The organism is Pseudomonas sp. Root569 (assembly GCF_001427465.1).
In the GTDB taxonomy this organism is placed as follows: Bacteria; Pseudomonadota; Gammaproteobacteria; order Pseudomonadales; family Pseudomonadaceae; genus Aquipseudomonas; species Aquipseudomonas synxantha.
Genome location: NZ_LMGQ01000001.1, coordinates 376,729 through 401,292 on the forward strand (window position 1 = coordinate 376,729; position 24,564 = coordinate 401,292).

The window sequence follows — 24,564 nt, forward strand, 5'->3', positions numbered from 1 at the left end:
GCTCTCAGTTTGGCTTTTCAAATGGCTTGTCGAAGGTGATTTTCGGATCCTTCCAGGGGCCCTGTACCTTGTATTGCACACTGGCAAAGCGCGAAACCCGATCACCGATCAGTTTGTCGATCAGGAACAACGCGCCGCCAATAGCTGGTGCACCGACAATCAGCGCCGCGATGGGCAGGTTGTTGGTCACCGGCAAGGTCACCAGCAACTTGGCGTCGACGCGATCAGCCACCAGGTCCAGGGTACCGTTGAGCTCCAGATTGGTAGAGGGCCCGGTCATGGTGATGGGCTCACGGGTCACGAACACGCCATTACTGGCGGCCAGCAAGCCCTTGACCCGGTCGTAACTCAAGCCCTTGCCAAGCAGGTCGGAAAAGTCCAGACGCAAACGCCGGCCAATGGAATTGAAGTTGAGCAGGCCAAACACCCGCAACGCCTGCGCGCCCCCCTCCACTTCGACGAACTGGCCTTTACGGAATGCCGCATCCAGGCTGCCGGAGAAGCGCTTGGGCCCAACCCAGGCCGGCGAACCCGGCCAACGGCCATCCACGTCCAGATGGAAATCTTCGCTGGTCACCGTCGGGGCAAAACCCCAGCCCTTGAGCACATCGGCAATGTTCTTGCCGTCCAGGCGACCCTTGTACCAACTGCTGCTGGCGCCCGGCGCCCCTTCCCAGCCGCCGGCACCCTTGAGCTGCATGCCCTTGAGGCCCAGGTCGAGGTTATTGAAGGCCATGCCCTTGGCGGTCGGACGGATCTTCAATGACCACGCCCCCACCAAGTCCGGCCCCTGGAAGAGCTGGTCGATGGCGATATCCAGTGCCGGAATGCTCTTGGGGTCGATATCGGCCAGCGGATCGGGCGCGTTTTCGTCCGCCTGTACCGTCGGGTCCACTGCTGGCAATTTTACATAGTTGAGGTTGACCGCAATCGGCGCACCGTTGGCGTCGGGCAGATTCACCGTGCCCTTGGCCTGCTGGCTATCAAATTGCAGCCCCCAGGCAGCGGTCTTGCGACCCAGCTGTAAGCTGACCTGGTCAAACTGGGTGCCGAACCCGGTCAACTTGCCCACTTTGAAATCGGCGCCACTGAGCAACTGCTTGGCATTGCCGCCCGGGTCATTCCCCGCGTAGCGATCCACGAGTTTTTTCCACGGGTCGATATCCAGTTCCGACAACACACCACGAATGCGCAGTCCCTTTGCACCGGGCAGCACGGCATCGCCATTGCCGAGGAACAATTCGCCGCGCCCGTCATTGAATTTGTCCGGCGGCGCAGCAAAGGTGAAGTTTGCCAGCTCGCCGTAATCAAACCAGTAACGGCGCTCAGCCCCCTGCAAGGTCATGCGGAAGGTACTGTCGCGCCCCTGGCTGGCCGGCATGCCGAATGGCGCCGGCAAGTCCACGGCGACACCCTTGAGATTGGAGTTGACCATCAACTGGCTGTCTGCGCCGTCCAGGATGACTTGTAACTGGTACGGGATATCCCCGGACACCGGCAGTGGCTGGCTGACGTTCAACCAATCCGTGAGGCGCTTGACCGTTACCTGGCCGTTGGCGGTCACGCGGGTGCTGATATCGCCCGGCTTGCCTTCGGCAAAAATCTGCGCAGTGATCGGCCGGTCGAAGGCCTGGGCCGAGATGTTCTGCCCGCTCAGGCCCTTGGCACTGTCAAAACGGAAATTGCCTTTGAGCTGGGTCAGGTCCAGGGTCGGCTCGGCCAATTGCAAGCGCGCCTTGTCGGTCTTGAAGTCAACCACGATCTTGGGCTCGGTGCCCTTGGCCAGGGGCACGTCCAGGTCCAGGCTGCCCTGCAGGCCGCCCTCGCCTTTCCAGCCAGCGAACGTGGACGCGGTGCCAATGGGCGCTTCCTGGAGAATTTTCAAGCCATCGCCCAAGCCGCCGGAGAACCCGCCAGTGAGCAGCAGGTGACTGTCCTGGCCGGCCGGCGCGTGGGGAATGTTGACGTAGACGTCCTTAACCTGGGTATCGAGCAACTGGCCCTTGCTTGCCAGGATGCGCACACCGCTTTCCTCGACGAAGACTTCACCGTTGACCTTGTCAACATGGGGCCAACCCGGCTGGAAGGCCAACTCGGCATCATGCACCTTGAAGAACAGACTGATGTTGCGCGACGCCGGCAGCGCGTCGTGGTTCAGGGAGCCTTGATACTGGAAGAACCCTTCATCCACGGCGCCCTTGAGGATTGCCGTACGCAGCCACTCATCCAGCGCCGGGCTCAACACGGCGGGCAGGTACTTGGGGGTGAAACGGCCATCGCCATCGACCATCCCGACCCGCAGGTCCATGTAGTCTTCCTGACTATGATCGAAGTGCAGGCGGATCAGGAAGTCTGCAGCAACCTTGCCCTCCTCCCCCAGCACCTTGATATACGGGGCAATCAGGGTGAAACCCTGTTTATCCAGTTTCCAGGTCAGGCGTGCGTTGGCCTGGATGTACTGCCAGGGCTTGGCGAAGATCGGGTCCAGGTGCAGGGAAAAGTCCTTGCTGTCCATGCGCAGCTCGCCATGGCCCAGGTCGCCACTGATGCTGCCAGACACATTGCGCGCAGCCGGCGCGCCGAAATACGCGTCGAAGCCTACACGCTCAAGGTTTGCGGCAAAACTGACTTTCTGGTCGGTGGTGTCCTGGGGTCTGAAGTCCACCAGCACATTGCGCAGCAGGCCCGTGGCCTTCAAGTGCTCGACGGTCTTGGCAACGCCTTCCGGCAACGGCGCCAAGGCATTGAGCAGTGGCGTGATGGGTGTCAGGTCGAGACGATCGGCCTGCAGGTTCCACACTTCCTGAGCCTTATCGGTCGCCAGGCTCTGCTGTAATTGCAGGCGCGACTCCCAGCGGGTCTCACCGATAGTCATCGCCAGCGAATCAAACAGCACCTTGAGGCCGCTGTCGCTGCGTTGCAGGTAGGCGGTCAGGGCCAGGTTTTCCAGATGCACAGGCTTGCGGTCGGCGTAGCTGCCATTCACTTGCGGGGAATTGAGGCGCACCGCAGCGCTTTGTACGGTGCCTTTGGCCCAACTGAGCCAAAACTCGCCACCGGCCTTGAACTGAGTGAGCTTCCATTGCCGGGTCAGTTTGGCGGGAATCCACTTGGCCCAGTCGCTTTGCGGCAAGCTCAGATAGGCATCGACCTCGGCGTCTTTCCATTGGCTGGCGCGGATGTGGCTACGCAGGCTGACAGCAAGCGGTTGGCCGTCGGGCAGGGTCAGGCGTGCATCCAGGCGCTGTTGGCTCATGCCGGTGTGCAGGCTCAGGCCCACGTACGTTACGGTCACTGGTGCCTGGTCGAAGGGTTGCAAGGTGACCTGGCTGTCCAGCACCGACACGCGCTTGACCATTTGCATGCGCGTCAGCAACTGCTGCGGGTCCAGCGGCTGGTCGTCCTGCACCGGCAAGCCTTGCAGCGTCCAGCGCCCATCCTTGTCTTCCTTGACGCTCAGTTGCAGGCCACTGACTTCCAGGTGGGCGATACGCACTTGACGGGCCATCAGGCTGGCCCACATATCCGGCACAACCTCCACCTGGTCAAGACGCAAGGCACTGCTGCCCTCGCCGACCATGACGTCGTGGGCCAGCAATACCGGAGCAAACCCGCTCCAACGGCCTTCAAGGCTGCCGATATGCAAAGGCGTCTCCACGGCGGCCTGGGCCTTGGCTTCGATTTCGGCGCGGTATTCAGCCACCAGAGGGCTCAACTCACGCCCCAGGCTCACGTATACCGCCGCCAATACCAGCAGCAACGCGCACAGGCCCAGGCCCCAGCGGGTCAAAGCGGCAAAAAAGCGTATCAGACGCTCCATGTCAGGCGACCCTCAAAAAACAGTTGGCGGACGGCAGATCAAGGTCTGCCGGTCTCGGATAAAACACGCAATTGGGGATCAGAGCAGCACCACGTCGTATTGTTCCTGGGAATACATGGTTTCAACCTGGAAGCGAATCGTGCGACCGATAAAACTTTCCAGCTCGGCAACGTTGCCGGACTCTTCGTCCAGCAGGCGATCGACCACTTTCTGGTTGGCAAGCACTCTATAACCTTCGGCCTGGTAGGCGCGCGCCTCGCGCAGGATTTCGCGGAAAATCTCGTAGCAAACGGTTTCCGGCGTCTTCAACTTACCGCGGCCCTGGCAACTGCTGCACGGCTCGCACAGCACCTGCTCCAGGCTTTCGCGGGTGCGCTTGCGGGTCATTTGCACCAGGCCCAGCTCGGTGATGCCGATGATGTTGGTCTTGGCGTGATCGCGCTCCAGCTGCTTCTCGAGGGTACGCAGCACCTGGCGCTGGTGCTCTTCATCTTCCATGTCGATGAAGTCGATGATGATGATGCCGCCGAGGTTGCGCAGGCGCAGCTGGCGAGCGATAGCGGTGGCGGCTTCAAGATTGGTCTTGAAGATGGTCTCTTCAAGGTTGCGATGGCCTACGAATGCACCAGTGTTGACGTCGATGGTGGTCATGGCCTCGGCCGGGTCCACCACCAGATAGCCGCCGGACTTGAGCGGCACTTTGCGCTCGAGGGCTTTCTGGATTTCGTCTTCGACGCCATACAGGTCGAAGATCGGCCGCTCGCCGGGGTAATGCTCCAGGCGGTCGGCAATTTCCGGCATCAGCTCGGCAACGAATTGTGTAGTGCGCTGGAAGGTTTCCCGCGAGTCGATGCGGATTTTCTCAATCTTCGGGCTGACCAGGTCACGCAGCGTGCGCAGCGCCAGGCCGAGATCTTCATAAATCACGCTGGGAGCGCCGATGGTCTTGATCTGTGCGTCGATCTGGTCCCACAGGCGCCGCAGGTAGCGGATATCCATAAGGATTTCATCAGCTCCGGCGCCCTCGGCGGCGGTACGCAGGATAAAACCACCCGCTTCTTTGATGCCCTCAGCGGCGACGCAATCGCTGACCACCTTTTTGAGTCGGTCGCGCTCGGCTTCGTCTTCGATCTTCAGGGAAATGCCCACATGGGCGGTGCGCGGCATGTACACCAGGTAGCGCGATGGAATCGACAGCTGAGTGGTCAAGCGTGCGCCCTTGGAACCGATGGGGTCTTTGGTGACTTGCACCACCAGGCTCTGCCCTTCATGCACCAGGGCACTGATGCTTTCCACTGCCGGGCCTTCACGCAGGGAAATTTCCGAAGCATGGATGAATGCTGCACGGTCCAGGCCGATATCGACGAATGCCGCCTGCATGCCCGGCAATACGCGCACCACCTTGCCTTTATAGATATTGCCGACGATCCCGCGCTTCTGGGTGCGTTCCACATGCACTTCTTGCAGAACACCGTTCTCTACCACCGCCACGCGCGATTCCATCGGCGTGATATTGATCAGAATCTCTTCACTCATGGCTGGGTCTCGTTCAGGCGTTTTCACAATAGTGACCGGTCGCTCAAGGCTTGGCGCTGGAATACGGCGTTCAGCGCACGGTAAGGTTTTGCCAACAGGGTATGCCGAATTGGGCGAGCAGTTGCGCGGTTTCGCACACCGGTAGGCCAACCACCGCAGAATAACTGCCATTGAGGCCGGCAACGAACACCGAACCCAGGCCCTGGATAGCATAGCCGCCGGCCTTGTCCTGGGGTTCGCCACTGTGCCAGTAGGTTGTAGCCTCTTCGACAGAAACCTGGCGAAAACGTACAAGACTGCTTACATATCGGGTTTCGCAGCGCTGGCCGTCGGTGAGGGCAATCGCAGTGAGCACTTCATGCTCGCGGCCGGAAAGGGCCATCAGCATTGCCAGCGCATCGGCCTGGTCCACGGGTTTGCCCAGGATCTGGCCGTCAATAATCACCGCCGTATCGGCGCCCAATACGCAGGCGCCCGAAGGTTGGCCAAGCGCAACAAAACCCGCCGTTGCCTTGCCGCGCGCAAGACGCTCGACATAGGTAACGGCGGGTTCGTGGGTAAGAGGTGTTTCATCAATAGCGGCGCTGACCACGGTGAAAGGCACACCGATCTGGTTCAACAGCTCACGTCGCCGCGGGGAGCCCGAGGCCAGATAAAGCGAATTCATTGCAGCCTCTCCCTGTGGGGTTTGATAACCAGGCAGAGCCTCGCAACCATTCAATTGATTTTATAGCGACGGCGCAGCCCACGCAGGCCAAAACTGATCCAGGGCCACAGCAATGCGCTGACCAGGGCCGGTAAGACCAACGCCAGGGTCGGCTGGCGATTGCCGGTCAAGGCACTGAGCCACAACTGGACCAACTGCGCCAGGCCGAAGATCACCAGGATCACCAGGCACTGCTGCCACATCGGGAACATGCGCAAGCGCTGCTGCAACGACAGCACCAGGAAGGTAATCAGGGTCAGGATCAACGCGTTCTGGCCCAGCAAGGTGCCATAGAGCACATCCTCCGCCAAGCCCAGGCACATCGCCGTGACCATGCCCACCTTGTGCGGCAGGTTCAGCGACCAGAACGCCAACAGCAAGGCCAGCCAGAGCGGGCGCAGGATTTCCATGAATTGCGGCAGTGGCGAAACGCTGAGTAACAGGCCAATGGCGAAGGTCAGCCAGACGATCCAGCCATTACGCGAATGAGTACTAGCCATTATTCCTCCCTCTGCCGTGTGGGGGCCGCAGTGGCGGTTGGCGTCGTGGCCGGCGGTTTAGACGCAGCCGACTTGGCTGGGCGAGCGTTATGCGAGGCCGGTTTGGCCGGCGTTGCAACAGGCGCCGCCGCTGCGGGTACGGTAGCAGGGGCTGGCGGGCCAACGAACGCCGGTTTCGGCACCGTGGCCGGCACGACCGGCACAGTGCCGTTCTGCTTGTCTTCCGCCTCCTGGGCCTGGGCGGCGTCGTTGGCGCGCTCTTCCGGGGTGCGGTTGTCGCTGAACACCAGCAGCAGGTAGCGGCTGCGATTGAGCGCGGCAGTCGGCACGGCCCGCACAATAGCGAACGGCTGGCCGGAATCGTGGATCACTTCCTTGACCGTCGCCACCGGGTAGCCGGCCGGGAAACGCTGGCCCAGACCGGAGCTGACCAGCAAATCGCCTTCCTTGATATCCGCGGTGTCGGCCACATGGCGCAATTCCAGGCGTTCCGGGTTACCGGTGCCGCTGGCAATCGCACGCAAACCGTTGCGATTGACCTGCACTGGAATGCTGTGGGTCGTGTCGGTCAGCAGCAATACCCGCGAGGTGTAGGGCATCAGCTCCACCACCTGGCCCATCAGGCCACGGGCATCGAGCACCGGCTGGCCGAGGACCACGCCGTCGCGTTCACCCTTGTTGATGATAATGCGATGGGTAAAGGGGTTGGGGTCCATGCCGATCAACTCGGCCACTTCGACCTTTTCGTTGACCAGTGCCGAAGAGTTGAGCAACTCGCGCAGCCGAACGTTCTGCTCGGTGAGGGCCGCCAGCTTTTGCATGCGCCCCTGCAGCAGCAGGTTTTCAGTCTTGAGTTTTTCGTTCTCGGCAACCAGCTCGGTGCGGCTGCCGAATTGGCTGGCCACGCCCTGGTAGAGACGTTGCGGCAGGTCGGTGATCCAGTAGGTCTGCATCAACACCAGCGACATCTGGCTACGCACAGGCTTGAGCAGTGCAAAGCGGGCATCGACCACCATCAGCGCGACCGAAAGCACGACCAGCACCAGTAAGCGCACGCCCAATGAGGGGCCTTTGGCGAAAAGCGGTTTAATAGGCCGCTCCTCCCAGGCAAATGTTCTCTTTATTCATACGGCATCAAACCGGCCTGGATGCAGATTGAAGAAGATAAACGCCAACAGGCAGCACTGCAAAGTGCTGCCTGCCGACCATGCATGAACCTTCCAGGCGTCTTATTCGCTGGAAAGCAGGTCCATGGTGTGTTTATCCATCATTTCCAGTGCACGACCACCGCCGCGGGCAACGCAGGTCAGCGGGTCTTCGGCGACGATCACCGGCAGGCCGGTTTCCTGGGCCAGCAACTTGTCCAGATCGCGCAGCAAGGCGCCACCACCGGTCAGCACCAGGCCACGCTCGGCGATATCCGAAGCCAGCTCCGGCGGCGATTGCTCCAGGGCGCTCTTCACGGCCTGAACGATGGTGGCCAGGGACTCCTGCAGAGCCTCAAGCACTTCGTTGGAGTTCAGGGTGAAGGCACGTGGAACGCCTTCGGCCAGGTTGCGACCGCGAACATCGACTTCGCGAACTTCGCCGCCCGGGTAAGCGGTGCCGATTTCCTGCTTGATGCGCTCGGCGGTTGATTCGCCGATCAGGCTGCCGTAGTTACGACGCACATAAGTGATGATCGCTTCGTCGAAGCGGTCGCCGCCGACGCGTACGGATTCGGCATACACCACACCATTCAGGGAAATCAGGGCGATTTCGGTCGTACCACCACCGATATCCACCACCATCGAGCCGCGGGCTTCTTCAACCGGCAGGCCGGCACCGATCGCGGCCGCCATCGGCTCTTCGATCAGGAACACTTCGCGGGCACCGGCACCAAGGGCCGACTCACGGATGGCACGACGCTCCACCTGGGTAGACTTGCACGGGACGCAGATCAGCACACGAGGGCTGGGCTGCAGGAAACTGTTTTCGTGAACCTTGTTAATGAAGTACTGCAGCATCTTCTCGCAGACGCTGAAATCGGCGATCACGCCATCCTTCATCGGACGAATGGCAGCAATATTGCCTGGTGTACGGCCGAGCATGCGCTTGGCCTCGGTGCCAACGGCAACGACACTTTTCTGATTACCATGGGTCCGAATGGCCACAACCGATGGCTCATTCAGGACGATACCGCGCTCGCGCACGTAAATAAGGGTGTTGGCAGTGCCCAGGTCAATGGAAAGATCGCTGGAAAACATGCCACGCAGTTTCTTGAACATGGGAAAGGGACCCTAGGCAACGCGTGGGTAAAAAAGTGCGGCAAACTCTAACAACGACAGGGATTTTGGGCAAGGCGCCAATGTGCTAAATTGGCCGACTTTCTGTGCACCAACCCCCACAATCGCGGCCTTATGACCGTAGAAATGCGGTAGTGTTCCGACAATCTAACACACGGACGCCCTCCGTTCTGTTTTCCACTGGAGAATCCCATGGCGCTTGAACGCTCCGACGTGGAAAAAATCGCACATCTGGCCTCGCTTGGCCTGAATGATGCCGATCTTCCACAGACCACCGCAGCCCTGAATAGCATCCTCGGGCTGGTCGACCAAATGCAGGCCGTGAATACCGACGGCATCGAGCCCCTGGCTCACCCACTGGAAGCCAGCCAGCGCCTGCGCGCAGACGTCGTGACCGAGCAAAATAATCGCGAGGCCTACCAGTCCATCGCGCCAGCGGTCGAAAACGGCCTGTACCTGGTTCCGAAAGTCATCGACTAAAGGGAAAGAGCCTTTCATGCATCACATGACTCTGGCCGAGATCGCCCGCGGTCTCGCCGACAAAACGTTTTCTTCCGAAGAACTGACCCAGACCCTGCTGGCGCGTATCGCCGAGCACGATCCCAAGGTCAACAGCTTCATCAGCCTCACCGAGGAGCTGGCATTGAGCCAGGCCAAGGCCGCCGACGCCCGTCGCGCCAACGGTGAAAATGGCGCGCTGCTGGGCGCACCGATCGCCCACAAGGACCTGTTCTGCACCCAGGGCATTCGCACCAGTTGCGGCTCGAAGATGCTCGACAATTTCAAGGCCCCCTACGACGCCACCGTGGTCGCCAAGCTGGCCGCTGCCGGGGCCGTGACCCTGGGCAAGACCAACATGGATGAATTCGCCATGGGTTCGGCCAACGAGTCGAGCTACTACGGCGCGGTGAAAAACCCGTGGAACCTGGAACACGTGCCGGGTGGCTCGTCCGGTGGTTCGGCCGCGGCCGTTGCCGCGCGCTTCCTCCCGGCTGCCACCGCTACCGACACCGGTGGCTCGATCCGCCAGCCGGCGGCCTTCACCAACCTCACCGGCCTGAAGCCGACCTACGGTCGCGTTTCCCGCTGGGGCATGATCGCCTACGCTTCCAGCCTGGATCAGGGCGGCCCGTTGGCACGCACTGCCGAAGACTGCGCGATATTGTTACAAGGCATGGCAGGCTTCGATAAACAGGACTCCACCAGTATCGATGAGCCGGTGCCGGACTACAGCGCGAGCCTGAACACCTCGATCAAGGGCCTGCGCATTGGCGTGCCAAAAGAGTATTTCAGCGCCGGCCTCGACCCGCGTATCGCCGACCTGGTGCAAAACAGCATCAAGGAGCTGGAAAAGCTCGGCGCCGTCATCAAGGAAATCAGCCTGCCGAACAACCAGCATGCGATTCCCGCTTACTACGTGATCGCGCCGGCAGAAGCTTCCTCCAACCTGTCGCGCTTCGACGGCGTGCGCTTCGGCTACCGCTGCGAAAACCCCAAGGACCTCACCGACCTGTACAAACGCTCCCGTGGCGAAGGCTTCGGCAGTGAAGTCCAGCGCCGGATCATGGTCGGTGCCTACGCCCTGTCGGCTGGCTACTACGACGCGTACTACCTCAAGGCGCAAAAGATCCGTCGCCTGATCAAGAACGACTTCATGGCCGCCTTTGAAGAAGTCGACGTGATCCTCGGCCCAACCACGCCAAACCCGGCCTGGAAGATCGGCGCCAAGACCGGCGACCCGATCGCCGAGTACCTGGAAGACCTCTACACCATCACCGCCAACCTCGCGGGCTTGCCGGGCTTGTCCATGCCCGCCGGTTTCGTCGATGGCCTGCCGGTCGGCGTGCAATTGCTCGCCCCGTATTTCCAGGAAGGCCGCCTGCTCAATGTGGCGCACCAGTACCAGTTGCACACCGACTGGCACACCCGCACCCCTACCGGCTTCTGAGGAGAACACTATGCAATGGGAAGTTGTGATCGGGCTGGAGATTCATACCCAGCTCGCCACCCAATCGAAGATTTTCTCCGGTAGCGCCACCACGTTCGGGTCCGAGCCCAACACCCAGGCCAGCCTGGTCGACCTGGGCATGCCCGGCGTTCTGCCGGTGCTGAACCAGGAAGCGGTGCGCATGGCCGTGATGTTCGGCTTGGCGATTGACGCCGAGATCGGCCAGCACAACGTGTTCGCGCGCAAGAACTACTTCTACCCGGACCTGCCCAAGGGCTACCAGATCAGCCAGATGGAGTTGCCGATTGTCGGCAAGGGCCACCTGGACATCGCACTGGAAGACGGCACCATCAAGCGTGTCGGCGTAACCCGTGCACACCTGGAAGAAGACGCCGGCAAAAGCCTGCACGAAGAATTCCCGGGCGCCACCGGTATCGACCTGAACCGCGCCGGCACGCCGTTGCTGGAGATCGTCTCCGAGCCGGACATGCGCAGCGCCAAGGAAGCCGTGGCTTACGTCAAGACCATCCATGCGCTGGTGCGCTACCTGGGCATCTGCGACGGCAACATGGCCGAAGGCTCGCTGCGCTGCGATTGCAACGTATCGATCCGGCCAAAGGGCCAGGTCGAGTTCGGCACCCGCTGCGAGATCAAGAACGTCAACTCGTTCCGTTTCATCGAGAAGGCGATCAACAGCGAAGTGCGTCGCCAGATCGAACTGATCGAGGACGGCGGCAAGGTGATCCAGCAAACCCGCCTGTACGATCCGAACAAAGACGAAACCCGCGCCATGCGCAGCAAAGAGGAAGCCAACGACTACCGTTACTTCCCCGATCCAGACCTGTTGCCGGTGGTGCTCGAGGATTCATTCCTCAATGACATCCGCGCCACCCTGCCGGAACTGCCACAGCAAAAACGCGAGCGCTTCCAGGCGCAGTTCGGATTGTCGATCTACGATTCCAGCGTGCTGGCTTCCAGCCGTGAGCAAGCCAACTACTTCGAGAAAGTCGTAGGCATTGCCGGCGACGCCAAGCTGGCGGCCAACTGGGTGATGGTTGAGCTGGGCAGCCTGTTGAACAAACAGGGCCTGGAAATCGACGAAGCGCCGGTCACTGCCGAACAACTGGGCGGCATGCTGCTGCGCATCAAGGACAACACCATCTCCGGCAAGATCGCCAAGACCGTGTTCGAAGCCATGGCCGCAGGTGAAGGCGGCGCCGACGAGATCATCGACAAGCGCGGCCTCAAGCAAGTCACCGACAGCGGCGCCATCTCGGCCGTGCTCGATGAAATGCTCGCGGCGAATGCCGAACAGGTCGAGCAATACCGCGCGGCAGACGAAGCCAAGCGCGGCAAGATGTTCGGCTTCTTTGTCGGCCAGGCAATGAAAGCCTCCAAGGGCAAGGCCAACCCGCAACAGGTCAACGAACTGCTGAAAAGCAAGCTCGAAGGCTGATAGCCGTGAAATGGTTGGAGCAGACTTCAAGGTCTGGCTCCAACCTGTGTGGGAGGGGGCTTGCTCCCGATGAGGGCGTTTCAGTCAACACATGTGTTGACTGCTTCACCGCTATCGGGAGCAAGCCCCCTCCCACATGAGCCCCCTCTCCACATTTTTTATTGGGGATTTCCTGACAATGAAGCGTCTACTCGGCCTCCTGGCCCTGTCCTCCCTGCTGGCCGGTTGCGCCAGCGGCCTCATCGACCCCAAAGGCTACGACGAAACCGGCACCGCCTCCTATTACGGCGCCAGGCACCATGGCAAGCGAACCGCCAGTGGTGAACCTTTCAACCAGAACGCCCTGACCGCCGCCCACAGGCGCCTGCCCTTCGGCACCCAGGTCAAGGTGACCAATCTCGACAACGACCGATCGGTGGTAGTGCGTATCAATGACCGCGGCCCGCATACCCGCGGGCGCCTGATCGACCTTTCCCGCAAGGCTGCCGAGCAACTGCGTATGCTGGGCAGCGGTACCGCACGGGTTCGCGTGCAAGCCCTGAACAACTGACGAGGCAGCCTTGAGCATTTTCGCGTTGAACGCCCTTTCGCCCTGGAGCCTGCTCGAACTGGTTGGCGGCCTGCTGCTGCTGATCGCCGGCGCTGAAGTGCTGGTGCGCGCCGCCGTGCGCCTGGCGGCCAGCCTCAAGGTGCGGCCGCTGATCATCGGCTTGAGCATCGTCGCCTTCGGCAGCAGCGCACCGCAGATGACCGTCAGCCTGCAGGCCACCCTGGCCGGCAATACCGACATTGCCGTAGGCAGCGTGATTGGCAGCAGTATCTTCAATATCCTCGTCACCCTGGGCCTGTCGGCGCTGATCATTCCCTTGCGCGTATCGCGGCAGCTGGTGCGCGTGGATATCCCGGTGATGATCTTCGCCGGCCTGCTAGTGTTTATCCTGGCTGCCAACGAAATGCTCACGCCATTGGATGGCGGCGTATTGCTGGTGGCGCTGCTGGCCTACCTGGGCGTGCTGCATTACCAGACGCGCCATTCGCGCCGCCCGCGAAGCCTGGACACCGTCACCCAGGCCCCCTGGCTGAGCAGTGTGTTGCTGATGCTCGGCGGGCTGCTGGTATTGGTATTGGCCGGGCATCTGCTGCTCGGCGCAGCGGTGGACGTGGCGGGCGACCTGGGCCTGTCGGAGCGGGTCATCGGCCTGACGCTGATTGGCGTGGGCACCTCACTGCCCTGCCTCGCCACGTCACTGATCGCCGCCTTGCGGGGCGAACGGGAAATTGCGGTGGGCAACGTGATCGGCAGCAACCTGTTCAACCTGCTCGGGGTGCTGGGCTTTACCGCGCTGGTGGCGCCGTCGCCGCTGTCGGTATCCCCCAATGCCCTGGATTTTGATTTGCCGGTCATGCTCGGCGCCATCATCCTGTGCTTGCCGGTGTTCTATACCGGTTATCGGGTAACGCGTATCGAAGGGCTGGTGCTGCTGGGGCTATATCTGGCGTACGGTCTGCATGTGATGGCCTTCACCACCGGCATGCCCCTGGCCAACAAGCTTGAAAAACTGATGCTGTATTACGTCCTGCCGGCGTTGGTGATTTTGCTGTTGCTTACCTCACTGCGCGCCTGGCATCGCCAACACAAGAGGGAATCGCAATGAACGATCAGAAAAGGCCAGGGGTTGAAGTGCGTCGCCAAGTCATGGGCGATGTGTTCGTCGACCGCGCCTTGGGCAATGCCACGGCGTTCACCCAGCCGCTGCAGGATTTCGTCAACGAGCATGCGTGGGGCAGCGTATGGAACCGCGAAGGCTTACCGCTCAAGACCCGCAGCCTGATCACCCTCGCCGCCCTGACCGCCCTCAAGTGCCCGCAGGAACTCAAGGGCCATGTGCGCGGTGCCTTGAACAATGGCTGTACGGTCGAAGAGATACGCGAAGCGCTGCTGCATTGCGCGGTGTATGCAGGGGTGCCGGCGGCGATTGACGCGTTTCGGGCCGCGCAGGAAGTGATCGACAGCTACCAGAAAGACGCCTAGATCCAGCCACCGGCCTGCAACACGAAGATCCCGATATTGGTGGTCACCGCCGCCATCAGCGTGGTGATCACGATAATCGCGGCCGCCAGCTCATGATTGCCTTGCGCCGCCCTGGCCATCACGAAGCTCGCGGCGGCGGTCGGCGCGCCGAAATACAGGAACAGAATGCCCAGCTCCGGCCCGCGAAACCCCAATAGCCAGGCGCCCAGGGTCGCGATTACCGGCAGCCAGACCATCTTCATCAAGCTTGCGCTCAGCGCCATGTTGCCGCTTTTGCGCAGTGCCGCCAGGGACAAGGTGCCGCCGATGCAGATCAACGCCAACGGAAGCGTGGTATCCGATAGGTACTGCAGGGATTTTTCCAACCAGCCGGGCAGGCCGATCTGGAAGTAAGCGAACGGCGCGGCGACGATCACGCTGATGATCAGCGGGTTGGCCACCACGCTCTTGAAGATGCTCCATGGGTCGGACTTGATCACCGGGCTGTACACCGCCAACACAATGGTCGACAGCGTGTTGTAGAACAGAATCACCAGCGCCGCGAGGATCGCGCCGAGGGAGATGCCGTAGTCGCCGTACATGCTGGCCGCCAGCGCCAGGCCGATCACGCCGTTGTTGCCGCGAAACGCGCCTTGGGTATAGATCCCACGGTCTTCACGCTTGCAACGAAAGATCGCCCAGCCCCAGGCCAGGGCGAAGCTCAGCAGCGTGGCGATTGAGAAGTAGATGAGCAATCCGGGCTTGAGCGCCGCGCGCAGGTCGGCATGCAGGATGCCCAGGAACAGCAGTGCCGGCATGGTGACGTTGAACACCAGCGACGAAGCGGTATGGATAAAGTTGTCGTTGATCCATTGGATGCGCTTGAGCAGCACACCGAGGAACAGCATGGCGAACACCGGCGCGGTGATGGTGAGGGTGGTGAGGAAAATTGCCAGCATGCCGGGGAGAACCTTGGTGGGCGTCGTTAGTTGGCTAATGATAAGCCATGCAGCCCGTGTCGTCTGGTCTACCGCAATCGGGGGCAAGCCCCCTCCCACCTCGACCGCGTTCACCCGATCGAATGTGGGAGGGGGCTTGCCCCCGATGCAGGCGCCTCGGTCTCAGGTAATAGGCGCCGGGTTGAACAGGATGATGTCGTTGTGCAGCTTATGATGCTCCGCCCACGTCTGTTTCCTGCCACTGGCCACATCCAAATAGAAGTAGAACAACTCCCAGCCCAACTCCTCGATGCTCGCGCGCCCGGTAGCAATGCGCCCGGCATCGATATCGATCAGGTCCGGCCAACGCTGGGCCAGCTCGGTACGGGTCGAGACCTTTACCACCGGCGCCATCGCCAACCCATAGGGCGTGCCGCGCCCGGTTGTGAACACATGCAGGTTCATCCCGGCCGCCAGTTGCAAGGTGCCGCACACGAAATCACTGGCCGGTGTAGCGCAGAAGATCAGCCCTTTGCCCTTGAAACGCTCACCCGGGCCGAGCACGCCATTGATCGCGCTGCTGCCGGATTTGACGATGGAGCCCAGGGACTTCTCGACGATATTCGATAGCCCACCCTTCTTGTTCCCCGGTGTGGTATTGGCACTGCGATCGGCTTCGCCCTTAGCCAGGTAACGATCGTACCAGTCCATTTCCCTGACCAATTCGCGGGCGACGTCCTCGTTTTGCGCGCGCGACGTCAGCAGGTAGATCGCATCACGCACCTCCGTCACTTCGGAAAACATTACCGTCGCCCCAGCCCGCAGCAGCAGGTCAGAGGCATACCCCAGCGCCGGGTTGGCGGTGATGCCGGAAAACGCATCACTGCCGCCGCACTGCATGCCCAGGATCAGCTCGGAGGCCGGCACGGTTTCCCGGCGCCGCTGGTCGAGTTTTTTCAAACGCACTTCGGCCAGTTCCATGATCTGTTCGATCATTTCGGTAAAACCGTGGCTGGAGTCCTGCAAGCGGTACAGCCATGGCTCGCTCAGGTCCACGGAGCTGTCGTTGTCGTGCATCACCTGCCCGGCCTGCAATTTCTCGCAGCCCAGGCTGATCACCAAGGCTTCGCCGCCCAGGTTCGGGTTACGTGCCAGGTTGCGCACGGTACGGATCGGGATATAGGCATCCGTCGCCGTGATCGCCACGCCGCAGCCGTAGCTGTGGGTCAGTGCCACCACGTCATCGACATGGGGATACTTGGGCAGCAGCTCGTCCTTGATGCGCTTGACCGCATGGTCCAGCACACCGGTAACGCACTGCACGGTAGTGGTAATGCCGAGGATATTGCGCGTACCCACCGTGCCATCGGCATTGCGATAGCCCTCGAAGGTAAACCCCTCCAGCGGTGCCTGGGTTTCAGGCACCTCGGTGGACAGCGGCAAGCTGTCCAGGGGCGGCGCGGTGGGCATGCGCAGTTGATCTTCCTGCACCCAACTGCCACGGGGGATTGGCGCCAAGGCATAACCGATGGTCTGGCCGTAGCGAATGATCCGACCGCCCTCGGGGATATCTTCCAGGGTCACCTTGTGGCTCTGGGGAATAAAATCCACGGTGACCAGGCCGTCGGGAAATTCAGTGCCCGCCGGCACGCCCTGGTCGTTTACCACGATCACTACGTTGTCGCGCTCGTGCAAACGGATCGAGCGCGGCGAGTCGGCATGTTCAATCAACTGCATCACACGAACCTCAGGAATGCGCTTGGGAAAGGTTGGTCAACTCCGGGCCTTTGGTGGGCGGCTCCTTGAGCACCACGCGCTTGATCGGGCCGACAATCACCAGATAGCTGAACACCGCCACCAGGGCGTTGGCGCCGACGAACACCAGCGCCCATTTGAACGAGCCAGTGGTGCTGATGATGTAGCCGATCACGATAGGCGTGGTAATGGAGGCCAGGTTACCGAAGGTGTTGAACAAGCCGCCACTGAGGCCGGCGATCTGTTTCGGCGAGGTGTCGGACACCACCGCCCAACCCAGTGCGCCAACGCCTTTACCGAAGAAGGCCAGCGCCATGAAGCCCACCACCATCCATTCGATATCCACGTAGTTGCACGCCACGATGCTGCTGGAAATCAGCAGGCCGCCAATGATCGGCGCCTTGCGGGCAAAGGTCAGGGAGTGGCCCTTGCGCAGCAGGTAATCGGAAATCACCCCGCCAAGCACCCCGCCGATAAAGCCGCAGATCGCCGGCAACGAGGCAATGAAACCGGCCTTGAGAATGGTCATGCCACGGTCCTGCACCAGGTACACCGGGAACCAGGTAAGGAAGAAGTAGGTGATGCCGTTGATGCAGTACTGGCCCAGGTACACGCCGAGCATCATGCGATTGGTCAGCAGTTGACGGATGTAATCCCACTTCGGCCCGTCGGTTTTCTTGCCCTTGCCTTTGTCCTGGTCCATGTCGACCATCGCACCATTGGCCGCGATGTGATTGAACTCGGCCTCGTTGATCATCGGGTGCTGGCGAGGGCTGTGGATAACTTTCAGCCAGATCAGCGAGAACACGATGCCAATCACGCCCATCACGATAAACACATGCTGCCAGCCAAAGCGGTAGACGATCCAGCCCATCAATGGCGCGAACAACACCGTGGCGAAGTACTGCGCCGAATTGAAGATCGCCGATGCAGTGCCGCGTTCAGCCGTGGGGAACCAGGCCGCCACAATCCGTGCGTTACCTGGGAAGGATGGCGCTTCGGCCAGGCCCACCATAAAGCGCAGCATGAACAGCGCGACCACAGCGGTGGAGATACCGAACTCACCGACATAGCCTTGCAGCACGGTAAACAAGGACCAGGTGAAGATGCTCAGGGCATAGACTTTTTTCGAACCGAAGCGGTCGAGCAGCCAGCCGCCGGGGATTTGCCCGGCAACGTAGGCCCATCCGAAAGCGGAAAAGATATAACCGAGGGTGACCGCGTCGATGCCGAGGTCTTTTTGCAGGCTGGAACCGGCGATGGCGATAGTGGCCCGGTCGGCGTAGTTGATCGTGGTCACCAGGAACAGCATGAGCAGGATCAAATAGCGGACATGGGTCGGCTTGGTCGCTTGCATGTAGAAGTACTCCCACTAATTATTTTTTTTGCGGGTAATAGTTATGTATTGCTGGGTACCGCCATCTGTAGGAGCGAGCTTGCTCGCGAAAACTCGCAGGCGCCGCGTACATCCTGAATGCGCGCGTAATCGTTGACGTTCTTCGCGAGCAAGCTCGCTCCTACAGTGAAACGGGTATTACGAACCGATGTAGCTGGTTTTCACCACGGTGTAGAACTCTTGCGCATAGCGACCTTGCTCACGCGAACCGTAGGATGAGCCCTTACGGCCGCCGAACGGAACGTGATAATCCACGCCCGCAGTCGGCAGGTTGACCATCACCATCCCGGCCTGGGAGTGGCGCTTGAAGTGGTTGGCGTATTTCAGCGAGGTGGTAGCGATCCCCGCCGACAAGCCGAACTCGGTGTCGTTGGCCATGGCCAGCGCCGCTTCGTAGTCCGCCACGCGTACCACGTTGGCCACCGGGCCGAAGATCTCCTCACGGCTGATACGCATGGCGGCTTCGCTGTCGGCAAACAGTGTCGGCGCCAGGTAATAGCCTTCGGTGTCGCAGGTCACCAGGCCACCGCCACTGACCAGCCGCGCACCTTCGCTTTGGCCGATGTCGATGTATTTCAGGTCCTGGTCCAACTGGGCCTGGGAAACCACCGGGCCGATGTCGGTGCCGCTTTGCAGCGCGTGGCCGACCTTGATCGACTGCATGCGCTCGGCCATGGCCGCCACAAACTGATCGTGAATACCCGCAGTGACAATCAAGCGGCTCGACGCGGTGCAACGCTGGCCGGTGGAGTAAAACGCGCTCTGTACCGACAACTCGACGGCCTGCTTGAGGTCGGCGTCATCGAGAATGATCTGTGGGTTCTTGCCGCCCATTTCCAACTGCACCTTGGCCTGGCGCGATACACAGCTGACGGCGATCTGACGGCCCACGCCGACGGAGCCGGTGAAACTGATGCCATCGACTTTCGGGCTGTTGACCAACACATCACCGACCACACGGCCGCTGCCCATCAACAGGTTGAACACACCGGCCGGGAAACCGGCACGGGAGATGATTTCCGCCAAGGCCCAGGCACAACCCGGCACGAGTTCGGCGGGCTTGATCACCACGCAGTTGCCGTAGGCCAGGGCCGGGGCGATCTTCCACGCAGGGATGGCAATCGGGAAATTCCACGGGGTGATCAGGCCGACCACACCAAGGGCTTCGCGAGTGACTTCAACGTTGACGCCCGGGCGCACCGACGGCACGTAATCACCCGACAGGCGCAGGCATTCGCCGGCGAAGAATTTGAAGATATTACCGGCGCGGGTCACTTCGCCGATGGCTTCCGGCAGGGTCTTGCCCTCTTCACGGGCCAGCAGGGTGCCGAGCTCTTCACGACGGGCGAGGATTTCGCTGCCGACTTTGTCCAGGGCATCGTGACGCGCCTGGATACCGGAAGTGGACCAGGCCGGGAACGCCGCGCGGGCGGCGTCGATAGCCGCGTTGACTTGGGCCACATCCGCCTTGGCATAGTCGCCAATGACATCGGACACATCCGACGGGTTGATATTGGCGCAGTAATCGGCACCGCTTACCCATTCGCCGTTGATGTAGTTCTCAAAACGCTGTGCTTGGGACACGAATCTTCTCCTGACGCAAAAGGCCGCTGATTGCTCAGCGGCCTTGTGGATAATTTACTGCGGGCCTTGCTTGTCGATCAGCGCGGCGAGGGCTTCGTACTCTTCCGGCAGCAGGTCGGTGAGCGGCGTGCGCACCGGGCCGGCGTCATAACCGACGATTTTCGCACCGGCCTTGACGATGCTCACCGCGTAACCGGCTTTACGGTTGCGGATGTCCAGGTACGGCAGGAAGAAGTCATCGATGATCTTGCCGACGGTGGCGTGATCTTCGCGGGCAATGGCGTGATAGAAGTCCATCGCAGTTTTCGGGATGAAGTTGAACACTGCCGAGGAGTACACCGGCACCCCCAGGGCCTTATAGGCCGCAGCGTAAACCTCGGCAGTCGGCAAGCCGCCCAGGTAGCTGAAACGGTCGCCGAGGCGGCGGCGGATCGACACCATCAACTCGATGTCACCCAAGCCATCCTTGTAGCCGATCAGGTTCGGGCAGCGCTCGGCCAGGCGCTCCAGCAGTGGCGCAGTCAGGCGGCAGACATTGCGGTTGTAGACCACTACGCCGATCTTGACCGACTTGCACACCGCTTCAACGTGGGCAGCCACCCCGTCCTGGCTGGCTTCGGTGAGGTAGTGCGGCAGCAGCAGCAAGCCTTTGGCGCCGAGGCGTTCGGCCTCTTGGGCGTACTCGATGGCCTGACGGGTCGCGCCGCCCACACCGGCCAGGATCGGCACGCTGGTGGCGCAGGTATCAACGGCGGTTTTTACCACTTGGGAATATTCGCTGGCGGCGAGGGAGAAAAACTCACCGGTGCCACCCGCTGCGAACAAGGCGGTGGCGCCATACGGGGCCAACCATTCCAGGCGCTTGATATAGCCCGCCTGGTGGAAATCACCCTGGGCAGTGAAATCAGTCACCGGAAAAGACAGCAGACCGTGGGAGAGGATGGACTTCAGTTCTTGTGGATTCATTATTCGAACACCCTGGGCGAAGACTTTCTAACGAAAGGTTGTTGTTGGTTTTGGTGATGTCGTACGTCATCGTACAACTATAAAAAGATTCGTCAACTCCAATTCATCGCTGTTCATCGCAAAGCCGACACGTTTAACGATGCTTCTTGACGTAGGAAATTTCTCCTTTATGCTCATAATTACTGTATGTACATACAGCAATCAAGGAAGATTCCTACGACATAGCAAGGAGCTAACATGTCAGGTCTAGAACTCGCTGCACCGCAAAAGCAAGCGCCTACCCTACGTTTCGAAGGGGGTGAGCACACCGCCATCGGTGATGAAACCCTTTTGCGTTTCGCCAAGGACGCGCCAGCAATTCCCGCCCACCAAGTCGAGCTGCACCTGCCCAACGGACTCGCGCTGACCTACGGCCAAGTCATTGCCCTGGGCGGCGATTTCTATGGCATTCCTGGCCAGGCCATCAGCGATGGCGCCTCCCCAGCCGAGCGTGCGCAACGTTTCACTGCCGCCTTTAACTCTCTGGCAGTGCTGCCGGCCTCCCGGGAAGAGGCCCACAAGATCCTGGCGGTGATGCAAAAGGAGATCGCCGCAGTCAAGCAGGCGATCAAGGACGGCAAGCAGCCCCACGAAGCCTATGACGCCTTGGGTGATACGTTGTCCGAGGAGTGGAACCGCATCACCGGCGGTGGCAGTGCTGTTTCAGCCCTCATCCCCCTGGGGCGCTACCTGAAGCTGGCGGCGGACAACGCCGACCACTTCGGCGAGTGGGCCCTGTCGGCGTACCTGGCCGGCCACACAGCGGCACTGCAACAGGCCGTAGCGGCCCATCAAACCGGCACCGATCAGGCCCTTGAGCTGGCTTATGCGATGAACAGCTTTGCTGATCATTTCTTGACTGACCTGTTTTCCGCCGGCCACCTGCGCGTACCGCGCAAGCAACTGGCAGCGGTAGTGACGCCGGGTGAACTGGGTTCGCTGATCAGCCGTTTCATGCACGATGAAGACAGCAAGTTCGGGCTCAAGGTGCGCAATGCCATGGGCGATCAATGGCACGCCTATGGGGATAAACGCTACTTCGATGACATCGACGCGGACAACCGCATGCAGGTCAAACGCGCAGTACAGGCTTCGGCTGATGAGATCTTCGAGACCTTCATCAGCGGTATCGCGCCCTCCCCGGCCAGCTTCAAGGCACCGTTGTATGTGCCCGACTTGAACGCGGCGCAAAACCCGGCGAATAACTTCTCGCCACTGTTCAAGATGGAGGGAGACAAGGTGCTGCGGCGCAAGGACGTCAATGACCTGAACGACAAGCACTGGACCAATGATTGGTGGGGGTGGAGTACGTATTTGTTGCTTAAGGACTACAAGCCCAATCAACCGGCCAGCTAAGTAGCCGCAATACTCCAGGCAATGGAGATCAACTGTGGGAGGGGGCTTGCCCCCGATAGCGGTGGGTCAACCGACATCAATGTTTGCTGGGCCGACGTCTTCGCGGGCAAGTCGAATCGTCGCACCGCCCCTCCCACATTTGTATCGCGGCGAATCAGCCTTCAACCGCGCTGCGCCTCGGCCTCTTCATGGGCATGGCGCAGCCGCTCACGGCTATTGGTCAAATGCAGACGCATAGCCGCACGTGCCGCATCCGAATCCTGGCGCGCAATCGCCTCATAAATCTCTTCGTGTTCGCGACTCAGGCGGCTCATGTAGTGCTGTTGGTCATCATGGGCCAGGCGCGCCGAATTCAGGCGTGTGCGTGGAATGATGCTGGTGCCCAGGTGGGTCATGATGTCGGTGAAGTAACGGTTGCCGGTAGACAACGCAATTTCCAGGTGGAAGGCAAAGTCCGAAGCTACCGCATCGCCGGCATGGGCCGCACTTTCGTTCAGGGCATCGAGGGCCGCACGCATTGCCGCCAGCTGTGCATCGCTGCGACGCAAGGCTGCAAGGCCCGCGGACTCTACTTCAAGGCTGATACGCAGCTCCAGGATCGCCAGCACATCACGCAACGTCACCACGGTGGCCGGGTCAATGCGGAAACCGCTGGGGCTTGGCGTGTCCAGCACAAAGGTGCCGATACCGTGGCGGGTCTCGACCTGCCCCGCCGCTTGCAGGCGCGAGATGGCTTCGCGCACCACAGTGCGGCTGACGCCATGGGCGTCCATGATTGCCGACTCGGTGGGCAGCTTGTCGCCGCGCTTGAGCTGGCCGTCGCGGATCTGCTCGGACAACACCGTGACCAATTCCTGGGCAAGGCTGCGGCGCTTGCGGGGAAGACGTGGAGCGGCGCTGGCGTTTTCCATGATGAACCATCTTTCTCGGCGAACTAAAGACCGCATCATAGCCCATGGTGGTTGTACGATCACCGTTCCGGCGCGACTTTCATCCATATCCTTCGCGCAAAAAAAATGCCCCGACAGCAGTCGAGGCATTTTTCACATGGGCCTGGAGGCGTAATCCGCCTACTTCACCACTTTCAAGCTCGGCCGACCGCTAGGGCGCGGCGGCTCGGTATCCGGTGGCGGCACATCATCACTGCCTTCACCTTCGATCGTTTCGCCATCCTCGAAAGGCGACTCCAGATCGAACACCATGCCTTGGCCATTTTCCCGGGCATAAATCCCGAGGATGGCACCGATTGGCACGAACAGCGTATGGGGTACACCGCCGAAACGTCCTTCGAAGCTCACCGCTTCGTTGTCCATGTGCAGGTGGCGCACGGCACTGGGCGATACGTTCAGCACGATTTGTCCGTCGCTGGCAAAACCCTGCGGTACCTGAACCGCAGGAAATTCGGAATTGACCAGCATGTGCGGGGTGCAATCGTTGTCCACAATCCACTCATAGAGCGCGCGGACCAGGTAAGGTCGACTGGAGTTCATCAACGGCTCCTTAAGCCTTAGCGCATATCGCGTTCGACACCAGACAGACTCGCCTGGAAAGCCTCACGCGCAAACTGGCGCTCCATGTAATCAAGCAACGGCTTGGCCGGCCGTGGCAGTTCAATGCCCAGGATCGGCAAACGCCAGAGTATGGGTAATAGGCAGCAATCCACCAAGCTTTGTTCCTCACTGAGGAAAAAAGGTTTATCGGCGAACAACGGCGAAACGCCGGTCAGGCTCTCGCGCAATTCCTTGCGCGCCTGCACCCGAGCGGCTTCTTTTGAACGCGAATCCAGAATCACATCCACCAGCCCGCACCAGTCGCGCTGGATCCGATGGATCAGCAGGCGGCTATTGGCACGCGCCACCGGGTATACCGGCAGCAAAGGCGGATGAGGGTAACGCTCATCCAAGTATTCCATCACCACGGTTGACTCCCACAACGCCAGGTCACGATCGACCAGGGTGGGCAAGCTGCCGTAAGGGTTCACTTCGATCAGTTTCGGCGGATGACGGCCCGCCTCCACACTGATGATCTCGGCGCTGACACCCTTCTCTGCGAGCACGATGCGTACTCGGTGGGAATAGTGGTCGGCGGGGTCGGAGTAACAGGCCAACCGATTGGTCACGCCCATGGCGGTCCTCCTCGCTTGTTGAAATTATCGAAAGCTCAAAAACGAGCGCGCCCAGAGAGCATCCCTGTAACGTCCGGTTCAACCGGTCGCTACGTGTTCAGAGATGCCGCTGGGCGCGCAAGATTAACAGCAATTGCTTACGG

Annotated in this window: 21 protein-coding genes; 7 read left to right on the plus strand and 14 right to left on the minus strand. The window is 60.8% G+C overall.

Annotated elements, in window-relative coordinates; all coding sequences use genetic code 11:
• Positions 1–4: 4 nt before the first annotated feature.
• From ASD70_RS01775 to mreB, 6 genes are all read right to left on the minus strand, one after another.
• The gene (locus ASD70_RS01775; protein WP_056845509.1) at positions 5–3,820 is read right to left on the minus strand and encodes a YhdP family protein; all 3,816 of its coding nucleotides are present in this window, start codon (positions 3,818–3,820) and stop codon (positions 5–7) included.
• A 78-nt stretch (positions 3,821–3,898) separates the two neighbouring features.
• The gene (gene rng, locus ASD70_RS01780) at positions 3,899–5,356 is read right to left on the minus strand and encodes a ribonuclease G (RefSeq protein ID WP_046070915.1); all 1,458 of its coding nucleotides are present in this window, start codon (positions 5,354–5,356) and stop codon (positions 3,899–3,901) included.
• 70 nt (positions 5,357–5,426) lie between these two features.
• Positions 5,427–6,023: a Maf family protein gene (locus ASD70_RS01785; RefSeq protein ID WP_046070914.1), complete on the minus strand. Its 597-nt coding sequence runs from the start codon at positions 6,021–6,023 to the stop codon at positions 5,427–5,429.
• Between the two features lie 50 nt (positions 6,024–6,073).
• Entirely contained in the window at positions 6,074–6,562 is a 489-nt protein-coding gene (gene mreD, locus ASD70_RS01790) for a rod shape-determining protein MreD (protein ID WP_043048570.1), read from the minus strand.
• Complete coding sequence (mreC, locus tag ASD70_RS01795; protein WP_082561397.1) at positions 6,562–7,653, minus strand: rod shape-determining protein MreC; 1,092 nt, start codon at positions 7,651–7,653, stop codon at positions 6,562–6,564. The genes mreD and mreC overlap by 1 nt, the downstream gene beginning before the upstream one ends.
• 138 nt (positions 7,654–7,791) lie before the next feature.
• On the minus strand, positions 7,792–8,829 hold the full coding sequence (gene mreB / locus ASD70_RS01800; protein ID WP_002555108.1) for a rod shape-determining protein MreB: 1,038 nt from the start codon (positions 8,827–8,829) through the stop codon (positions 7,792–7,794).
• A 210-nt stretch (positions 8,830–9,039) separates the two neighbouring features.
• Here mreB and gatC point away from each other — a divergent pair, with 210 nt between their 5' ends.
• From gatC to ASD70_RS01830, 6 genes are all read left to right on the plus strand, one after another.
• Positions 9,040–9,327: an Asp-tRNA(Asn)/Glu-tRNA(Gln) amidotransferase subunit GatC gene (gene gatC / locus ASD70_RS01805; RefSeq protein WP_046070912.1), complete on the plus strand. Its 288-nt coding sequence runs from the start codon at positions 9,040–9,042 to the stop codon at positions 9,325–9,327.
• Between the two features lie 16 nt (positions 9,328–9,343).
• On the plus strand, positions 9,344–10,795 hold the full coding sequence (gene gatA / locus ASD70_RS01810; protein ID WP_056845511.1) for an Asp-tRNA(Asn)/Glu-tRNA(Gln) amidotransferase subunit GatA: 1,452 nt from the start codon (positions 9,344–9,346) through the stop codon (positions 10,793–10,795).
• 10 nt (positions 10,796–10,805) lie between these two features.
• Positions 10,806–12,251, plus strand: a complete 1,446-nt coding sequence (gene gatB / locus ASD70_RS01815; protein ID WP_056845512.1) for an Asp-tRNA(Asn)/Glu-tRNA(Gln) amidotransferase subunit GatB — start codon at positions 10,806–10,808, stop codon at positions 12,249–12,251.
• A 178-nt stretch (positions 12,252–12,429) separates the two neighbouring features.
• Positions 12,430–12,801 carry a septal ring lytic transglycosylase RlpA family protein gene (locus tag ASD70_RS01820; RefSeq protein ID WP_046070909.1) on the plus strand — a complete coding sequence of 124 codons (372 nt, stop codon included), beginning with the start codon at positions 12,430–12,432 and terminating at the stop codon, positions 12,799–12,801.
• Positions 12,802–12,826: 25 nt separating this feature from the next.
• Positions 12,827–13,906 (plus strand): calcium/sodium antiporter, encoded by a 1,080-nt coding sequence (locus tag ASD70_RS01825; RefSeq protein ID WP_046072645.1) that lies wholly within the window; start codon positions 12,827–12,829, stop codon positions 13,904–13,906.
• A complete protein-coding gene (locus tag ASD70_RS01830) occupies positions 13,903–14,283 on the plus strand; it encodes a carboxymuconolactone decarboxylase family protein (RefSeq protein WP_046070908.1) in 381 nt (126 codons plus the stop codon). Before ASD70_RS01825 ends, ASD70_RS01830 begins: the two co-directional genes overlap by 4 nt.
• Here ASD70_RS01830 and ASD70_RS01835 read toward each other — a convergent pair.
• The 5 genes from ASD70_RS01835 to kdgD all read right to left on the minus strand — a co-directional run bounded on the left by ASD70_RS01835 (position 14,280) and on the right by kdgD (position 20,901).
• The gene (locus ASD70_RS01835) at positions 14,280–15,221 is read right to left on the minus strand and encodes an AEC family transporter (protein ID WP_056845513.1); all 942 of its coding nucleotides are present in this window, start codon (positions 15,219–15,221) and stop codon (positions 14,280–14,282) included. The genes ASD70_RS01830 and ASD70_RS01835 overlap by 4 nt on opposite strands.
• Before the next feature lie 162 nt (positions 15,222–15,383).
• A complete protein-coding gene (gene garD / locus ASD70_RS01840) occupies positions 15,384–16,937 on the minus strand; it encodes a galactarate dehydratase (RefSeq protein WP_056845514.1) in 1,554 nt (517 codons plus the stop codon).
• A gap of 10 nt (positions 16,938–16,947) precedes the next feature.
• Positions 16,948–18,312, minus strand: coding sequence for an MFS transporter (locus ASD70_RS01845; RefSeq protein ID WP_056845515.1), 1,365 nt, complete (start codon positions 18,310–18,312; stop codon positions 16,948–16,950).
• Between the two features lie 177 nt (positions 18,313–18,489).
• The gene (locus tag ASD70_RS01850) at positions 18,490–19,935 is read right to left on the minus strand and encodes an aldehyde dehydrogenase family protein (protein ID WP_056845516.1); all 1,446 of its coding nucleotides are present in this window, start codon (positions 19,933–19,935) and stop codon (positions 18,490–18,492) included.
• Positions 19,936–19,989: 54 nt separating this feature from the next.
• Entirely contained in the window at positions 19,990–20,901 is a 912-nt protein-coding gene (kdgD, locus tag ASD70_RS01855) for a 5-dehydro-4-deoxyglucarate dehydratase (RefSeq protein ID WP_043048557.1), read from the minus strand.
• A gap of 237 nt (positions 20,902–21,138) precedes the next feature.
• On the opposite strand from kdgD, the gene ASD70_RS01860 reads away from it, so the two are divergent.
• Positions 21,139–22,296 (plus strand): hypothetical protein, encoded by a 1,158-nt coding sequence (locus tag ASD70_RS01860; RefSeq protein WP_056845517.1) that lies wholly within the window; start codon positions 21,139–21,141, stop codon positions 22,294–22,296.
• A 161-nt stretch (positions 22,297–22,457) separates the two neighbouring features.
• On the opposite strand, the gene ASD70_RS01865 is transcribed toward ASD70_RS01860, so the two are convergent.
• The 3 genes from ASD70_RS01865 to ASD70_RS01875 form a co-directional block, all read right to left on the minus strand.
• The gene (locus ASD70_RS01865; RefSeq protein ID WP_032877801.1) at positions 22,458–23,207 is read right to left on the minus strand and encodes a FadR/GntR family transcriptional regulator; all 750 of its coding nucleotides are present in this window, start codon (positions 23,205–23,207) and stop codon (positions 22,458–22,460) included.
• A 159-nt stretch (positions 23,208–23,366) separates the two neighbouring features.
• Positions 23,367–23,786, minus strand: a complete 420-nt coding sequence (locus ASD70_RS01870) for a ClpXP protease specificity-enhancing factor (protein WP_046070903.1) — start codon at positions 23,784–23,786, stop codon at positions 23,367–23,369.
• Between the two features lie 17 nt (positions 23,787–23,803).
• Positions 23,804–24,421 carry a glutathione S-transferase N-terminal domain-containing protein gene (locus ASD70_RS01875; protein WP_005784778.1) on the minus strand — a complete coding sequence of 206 codons (618 nt, stop codon included), beginning with the start codon at positions 24,419–24,421 and terminating at the stop codon, positions 23,804–23,806.
• Positions 24,422–24,564 lie beyond the last annotated feature (143 nt).

Bases quoted from the DNA above. Each gene is read 5' to 3' on its own strand.
- gatC (WP_046070912.1), top strand. From the start codon at position 9,040: ATGGCGCTTGAACGCTCCGACGTGGAAAAAATCGCACATCTGGCCTCG.
- ASD70_RS01845 (WP_056845515.1), bottom strand. From the start codon at position 18,312: ATGCAAGCGACCAAGCCGACCCATGTCCGCTATTTGATCCTGCTCATG.
- gatB (WP_056845512.1), top strand. From the start codon at position 10,806: ATGCAATGGGAAGTTGTGATCGGGCTGGAGATTCATACCCAGCTCGCC.
- ASD70_RS01875 (WP_005784778.1), bottom strand. From the start codon at position 24,421: ATGGGCGTGACCAATCGGTTGGCCTGTTACTCCGACCCCGCCGACCAC.
- ASD70_RS01870 (WP_046070903.1), bottom strand. From the start codon at position 23,786: ATGAACTCCAGTCGACCTTACCTGGTCCGCGCGCTCTATGAGTGGATT.
- mreB (WP_002555108.1), bottom strand. From the start codon at position 8,829: ATGTTCAAGAAACTGCGTGGCATGTTTTCCAGCGATCTTTCCATTGAC.
- ASD70_RS01785 (WP_046070914.1), bottom strand. From the start codon at position 6,023: ATGAATTCGCTTTATCTGGCCTCGGGCTCCCCGCGGCGACGTGAGCTG.
- ASD70_RS01865 (WP_032877801.1), bottom strand. From the start codon at position 23,207: ATGGAAAACGCCAGCGCCGCTCCACGTCTTCCCCGCAAGCGCCGCAGC.
- ASD70_RS01835 (WP_056845513.1), bottom strand. From the start codon at position 15,221: ATGCTGGCAATTTTCCTCACCACCCTCACCATCACCGCGCCGGTGTTC.
- ASD70_RS01820 (WP_046070909.1), top strand. From the start codon at position 12,430: ATGAAGCGTCTACTCGGCCTCCTGGCCCTGTCCTCCCTGCTGGCCGGT.
- garD (WP_056845514.1), bottom strand. From the start codon at position 16,937: ATGCAGTTGATTGAACATGCCGACTCGCCGCGCTCGATCCGTTTGCAC.
- ASD70_RS01775 (WP_056845509.1), bottom strand. From the start codon at position 3,820: ATGGAGCGTCTGATACGCTTTTTTGCCGCTTTGACCCGCTGGGGCCTG.
- kdgD (WP_043048557.1), bottom strand. From the start codon at position 20,901: ATGAATCCACAAGAACTGAAGTCCATCCTCTCCCACGGTCTGCTGTCT.
- ASD70_RS01830 (WP_046070908.1), top strand. From the start codon at position 13,903: ATGAACGATCAGAAAAGGCCAGGGGTTGAAGTGCGTCGCCAAGTCATG.
- mreD (WP_043048570.1), bottom strand. From the start codon at position 6,562: ATGGCTAGTACTCATTCGCGTAATGGCTGGATCGTCTGGCTGACCTTC.
- rng (WP_046070915.1), bottom strand. From the start codon at position 5,356: ATGAGTGAAGAGATTCTGATCAATATCACGCCGATGGAATCGCGCGTG.
- gatA (WP_056845511.1), top strand. From the start codon at position 9,344: ATGCATCACATGACTCTGGCCGAGATCGCCCGCGGTCTCGCCGACAAA.
- ASD70_RS01860 (WP_056845517.1), top strand. From the start codon at position 21,139: ATGTCAGGTCTAGAACTCGCTGCACCGCAAAAGCAAGCGCCTACCCTA.